Source organism: Microbacterium sp. AR7-10 (genome assembly GCF_001878835.1).
Classification (GTDB): domain Bacteria; phylum Actinomycetota; class Actinomycetes; order Actinomycetales; family Microbacteriaceae; genus Microbacterium; species Microbacterium commune.
Genome location: NZ_MJIR01000058.1, coordinates 1 through 5419, shown reverse-complemented (window position 1 = coordinate 5419; position 5419 = coordinate 1). Strand labels below are relative to the sequence as shown.

Sequence of the window (5419 nt, the reverse complement as noted above, 5' to 3'; positions counted from 1 at the left end):
TTATAGTATACAATGTAGTGACAGTACGCCGTGAGTGTACTAATTGGAATGTTTATCTTTCATGTATTTTTTTTTTTTTAGATGTGTATAAGAGACAGACCAGTATAAGCGGTAATAGAGTTATTTACTACGGGTGTCAGGCGGCAAAGTGAGCGGCTACCCGCTCGATGTGGTCGGGTCGGAGGTCGCACCAGTGATCGTCATCGTCGACGACGACAACGGGGGCCACGGTGTAGCCCAGCTCCTCGGTGACGTACTCGCGCGCGTCGGGGTTCTCGGTGATGTTCACCTCGACGTAGGGGACGCCCTTGCTGTCGAGCATCATCTTCGTCATGCGGCACTTCCCACACTGCGGGCCGGTCGTGTAGACGGTTAGCGCTTCCATTTGGTAATCCTCCCACCCCTCGTTTTTTTGCCGTGAAGGCGAATTCATTCGCCGCTAGGGAGGGCGGCCGGAGTGCTAGTGACCGTGGAATACCGGACTGAGCGCAGCGAGGGAGGATATGCCGCGAAAGCACTAGCGCGCAGGTTGGCCGACCGTACGCTGCCGAAGGCTTCACGGCAAAAGAACGGGCCGACAGGCCCCTGCAGTCGGCCGGCTCCGTCCGGCCGTCCGTTAGCCGGCGCCGGCTCCGTCCGGCGTCGGCCGCTGTAGAGGCTCCCCGCCGCGCGGTCTGGGGGGCGACGTGGCGGCGGGGAGCGGGTGCCGGGGCTGCGTGTCTCGCTGGGGGACGCGGACTAGGTGTGATGTCCAGGGACGTTGTTGAGTCGGTCGAAGGGTGCGCCGCCAATCGCAGAGTGGTGTCGGTGGTGGTTGTAGAAGTGGAGCCAGCCGGGCAGCGCCAGGCGTCGTTCGGCCTCTGAACCGTAAAACCTGGCATAGGCCCATCCGTCCCCGAGCGTGCGGTGGAATCGCTCGATCTTCCCGTTCGTCTGCGGCCGGTAGGGGCGTGTCCGCTTGTGTCGGATGCCGAGCCGAGCGCAGAAGTCCCTCCATGCGTGGGATCTGTAGGCCGACCCGTTGTCGGATAGGACTCGCTCGACGGTCACGCCTCGTTCGGCGAACCAGTCCACGGCGCGTTCGAGAACTCCCACCGCTGTTCTCGCCTGCTCATCCGACCAGATTTCTGCGTATGCGACGCGGGAGTGGTCGTCGATGACTGTGTGAACGAACGCCGTTCCGGTGCGCGGCTTGTGGTCTTTTCCTCGTGGTAATCCCGGAGTCGCGAGCTTGTTCCGTGCGCCTTGCTTCCGACCTACGTAACGATGTCCACCGCCGTCGGGGATGTTGCCGAACTTCGTAACATCGACATGAATCAACGATCCCGGATGAGGATGCTCATATCGCCGCAATGGCTCGCCAGTGACACGATCGATATGCGAGAGGCGGTTCACGCGGCAACGGACGAGGACCGCGTGAACAGTCGACGTCGAGAGACCAAGTCGTGCAGCGATCTGGGCTGGCCCCAGTCGAAGCCGCCAGCGCAGGTTGATGATCTTCTTCTTGACATGCTCGGGCGTCCTGTCTGGGATCCGGTGCGGCTTGCTGGAGCGATCCTGCATCCCAAACTCGCCCTCTTCCCGGTAGCGGCCGGCCCATTTCCGGGCAGTGATCGGGGAAACCATGAACATCTTTGCGGCGATCGTGGCCGGATAGCCGTCTTCGACAATCAGTCGGGCTAACCGGAGACGGGCACGAGGAGTGAGAAGAGCGTTCGGATGGGTCATCAATTGGCCTCCGCCGCGGTCTTCGTGAGCGCGCGTCCGGTGAGAAGCATGATGGCGAGAGCGATCGCTGTCAGCACCGAGGCGACCCAAACCGGCGCGAGCAGCCCCAGCCCGGTCGCGAGCCCGAACGCACCAAGCACAGGCCCCGCGGCAGCTCCGATATTCAATGCTGCGGTTGCGTACGAACCGCCCATCGTTGGCGCACCCGATGCTGCATACAGCACACGCGTGATCAGAGTACTGCCGACGCCGAACGACAGGAAGCCCTGAACGAGGACGAGGACGATAAGCGCAACGGGATGAGATGCGACCACTGCCAACACGATCCAGCCCGTCAGCAACAGCGGTCCGCCGACTGCGAGCACGAGGCCAGGTCGTTGATCTGATAGTCGTCCTGCGATCGTGACGCCAAGGAACGATCCGATGCCGAACATCACCAGCGCGACGGACACCCACGCTTCGGCCAAGCCCGCGGTCTCGGTCACGACGGGTGCCAGGAAGGTGAATGCCGCAAAGGTCCCTCCGTTGATCAGCGCTCCGAGTGCCATGGCCAGGATGAGCCGCGGCATCGCCAACTGGCTGAGCTCGGCACGGAGCCTTGGTGAGGTCGCGCTAGTCGCGCTCCGACCAACATTGTTCGTGACGCCCCGAATGACTCCAACGGCCGCGGGAATACAGAGGATGGCGATCGCCCAGAACGTCGTTCGCCAGCCCAGCGCTGTGCCGAGCAGTGCCCCGGCGGGGACGCCCACGACGGTTGCGATCGTCGTGCCGGAGAGCAGGATCGACAGTGCACGCCCCTTCTGGTTCGCTGGCACGAGGGTAGTGGCCGTGCTCAGTGCTACGGCGAGGAATCCTGCGTTTGCGAGAGCGCTGAGCACCCGGGTGATGAGCAGGAGAGAGAACACTGGTGTCATCGCTCCGATGACGTGGCTTCCCGCGAACACGAGAAGGCAAACGATCAATGTGAGCCGCGGTGGCCAACTGCGAGCGAATGCCGCCATCACTGGCGCGCCGACGACCATACCGACCGCGAATGCGGAGGTCAGCAGGCCTGCAGTGCCGACCGAGACGTCAAGTTCGGTCGCGATCGCGGGGAGCAATCCCGCGAGCATGAATTCTGAAGTGCCCATGACGAAGACCGCCAGGGCAAGCATGTAGAGAGCAAAAGGCATCGAGTACTCCGAGGTGTGAGATCAAGAAATGGTTCTTCTTGTCACCACGGCCAGTGCCCCGGGTACGCCAGAAATACGCCCACACAGATCGTGGGCGTCGTAACTAGTGGTTCAAGGGGCTGGCGGTGTGACCGACAACCCCTGACCTGTCTGATTCGGGACTCGACATGCCCCAAACTCTACATGCCTTCAATGGTGAGCGGTCTGGACAGATGCTTCTTGAATCAGCACGGTGTCATTGCGCGCGGGGGCAGAACAACGTCCCTGGACATCACAACTAGGCCGCCGACGCGACCCACCCTATTGCGCGGGGCCGCGTAGCGGTATTGGAGTTATTGCCGGTGTTCGGTGTAGAGCGTGACGATTCGGGCGGCGACGTTCCACACGTCGTCGGGGGATACCTCGTCGAGGAGGATCGTTCGCGTTCCGCCGTCGAGGTCGATCCACCAGACCGGGCGCACGGTGTCGGCGTCGATCCCGGCCCGGTGTGCGGCGAGGTCTGATGACGGGTCGACGGGGCCGAAGTAGAGCTGAGGGGCCCAGCTATCCGCGCCCATGTCGGTGTAGAGCGTCGTGGGGAAGGGGAGGAGTCGGGCGAGGTCGTCGAGGAGGGCGGCGACGTCGGTTTCTGTGAGGGTGTGCACGGGGGTTCTCCTGTCTGGTCGGGGTGGTCAGTCGGCGGCGAGGTCGTAGCCGCCGAAGGGGGAGCGGGATTCGACGTGTCGGCCGCCGTGCGGCCCTCGGATGGTGCGGACGGGGGAGCCGGGGCGCTGCCACTCGGCGGGGTAGTTGGCCGCGCACCACTTGGCGGCGGCGGCTCGTGCCTTCTTCTCGTCGGTGGCCGCTGCGGCGGGGCGGGGCATGATCGGCAGTGATCGCCAGCCGGGCAGGGCGTGGTCGTGCCACGCCTCTACGGCGTCGTTCTCGCGCTCGCTGATGACGTGCCAGGCGCAGCCGGGGCACACGGCCTGATAGCGGCCGCCGCCGGGGAGCGGGTCGGCGCTGTGGTCGTGGTCGGCCTCTTTGCACCAGGCGTCGGCGTAGAACATGTGCAGCTCGTGGCCGTCGGCGGTCGCTGCGCGTTCGCCCTGGTTGTAGCTGTTGCGGTGCCACATGTGGGAGCGGGGGATGCATCCGAAGCCGCCGAACTCGGCGCGGTAGCGGTCGAATGCTGCATCCAGCTCGGCGGGGCTGTAGTAGCTGGTCGTGTAGGCCAGGGGCGCGCCGTCCCATGCGGTGGCGGCGACGGCCTCGCGCTCGAACTCGGCCAGGTCGAACAGGGTTTCCGCGGTCATCGTTCCTTCTCCTCTGACGGTCTTGACGGCAATAGAGTTATTGCCGCTCAGGCGGCGACGGCCTCGGGCTGCTCGGTGAGCGCGTCGGCCAGGGCGTGAGCTGCGCGCAGCACGTTTGCCGCGGTGGCCTTGATCGTCTCGGCGTCGCAGTTGCTCCACCCGGCGACGTATCCGACGCTGTAGGCGCTGGTGTCGAGTCCGAGAATCCCGGCAACGACGTAGGCGACGCTCTCGGCCTCGGTTTCCTTGGTGCCGCGGTGCTCGACGTACTCGGCGTGATCTTCGTCGGCGTGCAGGATGACGTGCGCGGCCTCGTGAAGTCCGGTCTTTGCGGCCTGGGCGGGGGAGAGGTCGGAATCGAGCACGACGCGACGGCCCTCGGGGTCGGTGTAGCCGTGTGCGCCGCCAGGGATGCTCTCGCGCTCGACGGTCCAGCCCTTGCCGATGAGGTAGTCGGCCACGGCGTCGAAGATGCCCGCGGGGTCGTCTCCGGTCAGCGGTCGCGCGATGTCGGTCGGGTCGCCCGCCTCGGGGTCGATGAGGTCGGTCTGTCCCATGTCGAACACGGACACCGGGAAGAACAGCGTTCGGCGCTGCTCCTCGTCCTCGCCGGTCTTGGGGTTCTCGACCGTCTCGCGCACGTCGCGGCCGCCGAAGATGCGGATTCCGTGCTCACCCTTGCGCACCTGGCGGTTGAGCTTCTGCCACGTCCGGTATCCGGCGACGTGGGATGCCTCGGGGCACTGACCGAAGATCAACAACAGGTTGTTGATGCTGTAGCGGTGGAATGCCTTCGTGAAGTCCAGGAACCGCGCCCACGCCTCCGACTCGCGCAGCGCCTCGACCTGCTCCGCGATCGTGGCTTGCAGCTCCTCGGCCTCGGCGCGACGCTGCTCGGGGGTCTTGGTGGTCTTGACGTTGCGTGCCATGTTCGGAACCTTCCGTGCCGGTAATAGGGTTATTTCCCTGCTCATCCCCTCCACGTTTTTTTGCCGTGAAGGCGGTTTACCGCCGCTAGGGAGGATGCCCGGAGCTCAACCCGTAGGGCGGTGGGGGAGAGAGTTTCGGCGCGAAATAAGGGAGCGCAGCGACCGCGTGCCGAAAGTCTCGGAGGAGCCGGCGGCGCAGCCGCTTGGGTGGAGGGTTGACGACCGTATGCTGCCGAAGGCTTCACGGCAAAAGAACTGTCTCTTATACACATCTGACGCTGCCGACGAACTC

The 5419-nt window shown here is 64.5% G+C and carries 7 protein-coding genes; all 7 read right to left on the bottom strand.

Annotated elements, in window-relative coordinates; translation table 11 throughout:
- Positions 1-136 precede the first annotated feature (136 nt).
- The 7 genes from BFN01_RS07905 to BFN01_RS07880 all read right to left on the bottom strand — a co-directional run bounded on the left by BFN01_RS07905 (position 137) and on the right by BFN01_RS07880 (position 5127).
- Positions 137-385, bottom strand: a complete 249-nt coding sequence (locus BFN01_RS07905; RefSeq protein WP_005053817.1) for a glutaredoxin domain-containing protein — start codon at positions 383-385, stop codon at positions 137-139.
- A gap of 353 nt (positions 386-738) precedes the next feature.
- The gene (locus tag BFN01_RS07900) at positions 739-1728 is read right to left on the bottom strand and encodes an IS481-like element IS5564 family transposase (protein ID WP_071643371.1); all 990 of its coding nucleotides are present in this window, start codon (positions 1726-1728) and stop codon (positions 739-741) included.
- A complete protein-coding gene (cmx, locus tag BFN01_RS07895; protein ID WP_071643369.1) occupies positions 1728-2903 on the bottom strand; it encodes a chloramphenicol efflux MFS transporter Cmx in 1176 nt (391 codons plus the stop codon). Before cmx ends, BFN01_RS07900 begins: the two co-directional genes overlap by 1 nt.
- A 21-nt stretch (positions 2904-2924) precedes the next feature.
- A complete protein-coding gene (locus tag BFN01_RS16015) occupies positions 2925-2978 on the bottom strand; it encodes a chloramphenicol resistance leader peptide (protein WP_011113070.1) in 54 nt (17 codons plus the stop codon).
- A 257-nt stretch (positions 2979-3235) separates the two neighbouring features.
- A complete protein-coding gene (locus BFN01_RS07890; protein ID WP_005053814.1) occupies positions 3236-3547 on the bottom strand; it encodes a hypothetical protein in 312 nt (103 codons plus the stop codon).
- A gap of 27 nt (positions 3548-3574) precedes the next feature.
- A complete protein-coding gene (locus tag BFN01_RS07885; RefSeq protein ID WP_071643367.1) occupies positions 3575-4198 on the bottom strand; it encodes a DUF6349 family protein in 624 nt (207 codons plus the stop codon).
- Positions 4199-4245: 47 nt separating this feature from the next.
- Positions 4246-5127, bottom strand: coding sequence for an ArdC-like ssDNA-binding domain-containing protein (locus tag BFN01_RS07880; RefSeq protein WP_071643364.1), 882 nt, complete (start codon positions 5125-5127; stop codon positions 4246-4248).
- Between the last annotated feature and the right edge of the window lie 292 nt (positions 5128-5419).

Bases quoted from the DNA above. Each gene is read 5' to 3' on its own strand.
- BFN01_RS07905 (WP_005053817.1), bottom strand. From the start codon at position 385: ATGGAAGCGCTAACCGTCTACACGACCGGCCCGCAGTGTGGGAAGTGC.
- BFN01_RS07900 (WP_071643371.1), bottom strand. From the start codon at position 1,728: ATGACCCATCCGAACGCTCTTCTCACTCCTCGTGCCCGTCTCCGGTTA.
- cmx (WP_071643369.1), bottom strand. From the start codon at position 2,903: ATGCCTTTTGCTCTCTACATGCTTGCCCTGGCGGTCTTCGTCATGGGC.
- BFN01_RS07885 (WP_071643367.1), bottom strand. From the start codon at position 4,198: ATGACCGCGGAAACCCTGTTCGACCTGGCCGAGTTCGAGCGCGAGGCC.
- BFN01_RS07880 (WP_071643364.1), bottom strand. From the start codon at position 5,127: ATGGCACGCAACGTCAAGACCACCAAGACCCCCGAGCAGCGTCGCGCC.